Annotated in this window: 1 protein-coding gene; it reads right to left on the minus strand. The window is 49.2% G+C overall.

Annotated features, from left to right (window positions below):
- A partial coding sequence (locus tag AAEZ05_RS30040; RefSeq protein ID WP_350650306.1) for a S66 peptidase family protein occupies positions 1-240 on the minus strand: 240 nt, incomplete at both ends.

Genomic DNA, 240 nt, shown 5'->3' on the forward strand with positions numbered 1-240 from the left:
TCAGAATACTGGGTAAATTTACACTGGTTAACGACGCATCTGCTATATTGATAGTCAGATTGGGATTGGTTAATGCTTCTACAAATTGGCGACAGCTGACTTGGTCGGGTTTGGTTTTGCCAAACTCGCTATAGAGCATCGGCGCGGCAAGTGAGCTCATACCGCCTTTTGCCAGTAGCGCACACTGAATCGCGGTCACATCGCTAAAGCCCGCCAGTATCGTGCCGCGCTCCTTCATAA

Source organism: Pseudomonas sp. HY13-MNA-CIBAN-0226 (assembly GCF_040310305.1).
GTDB classification, from domain to species: domain Bacteria; phylum Pseudomonadota; class Gammaproteobacteria; order Pseudomonadales; family Pseudomonadaceae; genus Aquipseudomonas; species Aquipseudomonas gregormendelii.